The sequence below is a fragment of the Chryseobacterium sp. FP211-J200 genome (genome assembly GCF_001643375.1).
GTDB lineage: Bacteria > Bacteroidota > Bacteroidia > Flavobacteriales > Weeksellaceae > Epilithonimonas > Epilithonimonas ginsengisoli.
Map to the genome: position 1 here is coordinate 1 of NZ_LSHB01000060.1, position 1045 is coordinate 1045.

General features: G+C 32.8%; 2 protein-coding genes. Both read right to left on the reverse strand.

Translation table 11 applies throughout. The features are described 5' to 3' along the window. Positions 1 to 137 precede the first annotated feature (137 nt). Positions 138 to 689, reverse strand: coding sequence for a hypothetical protein (locus AXA65_RS20300; protein ID WP_228391700.1), 552 nt, complete (start codon positions 687 to 689; stop codon positions 138 to 140). 10 nt (positions 690 to 699) lie between these two features. Next, the coding region (locus AXA65_RS17070; RefSeq protein WP_228391701.1) for a hypothetical protein at positions 700 to 1045 on the reverse strand (346 nt) is incomplete at its 5' end.

A 1045-nucleotide genomic window follows, 5' to 3' on the forward strand; every position in this document is an offset into this window, starting at 1 on the left:
GCAAGAGACGAATTGCATCACATAAAATATTAGCAAAAAGCAGGAATTCAGTTTTATAAAATCGGTTTGTTTTTTCATACTCCTTTAGTAAATATTTCCCGTTGGAATTCATATTTAATTTTTTCAGATTCAACAGTTTATCCTTTGTTTACTTTAGTATCAACACTTCCATACAAAGATGCAACACCATTACTATGGAAAGTGATATCACCATTTTTCGCAAGATGTCTAGTTGACCCAGTAATTTCCTCTAATTTATCAACTACTTTCAAAGTTTTGTTACTACTAATTTCTTCTTTATGATTAGATGCCGTTATTGAAATATCTTTTACAACTTTTAAATCTTTATTATTTCCTACAGAAGTCAACATATCTCTTCCAACATCAATTGTTAAATTCTCTCCAACATTAAAGGTCATATTCTTCGGCGCCGTCACGGTAATATTTCCCGCTCCATCCATAAAATAAGTATTCCCACTAGGATCGAGGATGGTCACACTTTTTTCTTGGTCATTCATCAGAACTTTAATGCCACTTTTGGTTTGGATAGATCTCATGTGATTATTGATTCCGCCACCCAAAGCTGTTCCCCCATGAAACATTCCACCCATTACAAATGGTCTGTCCGGATGGTTGTGCACGAAGCCTTTGTGCAAAATAGATAGTAAATCCTGCTTTTTCTTATTCAAAAATGAAAACCTAATAGGAATACTCTTCAATTTCAGTTTCTCGGTTTTCTCTGTTTGTTTCTTTTTTGACAATTCTTCCGTTATTATCAAGGATAAATTTTATTTTTTCAAAATCACGTATATCTCTTTCCTGTATTGTTTTGCCATTTTCCACTCTATTGGAAAAACTAAAATTATTAACAGATATGTGTACTTCGTTAGCTGTGTAAGTGTATTTTTTTTCAGTTTCTGATAAAGGAAGTTGTGAAGGCTCATTTAGCATTTTCCATCCTAGTTTTCTTTGTTGTTCGATGTTTATTGGCTGCCATTTTTTATCTACCAAGATAGAAGCATTTACAATAACCCGTAGTGCATTA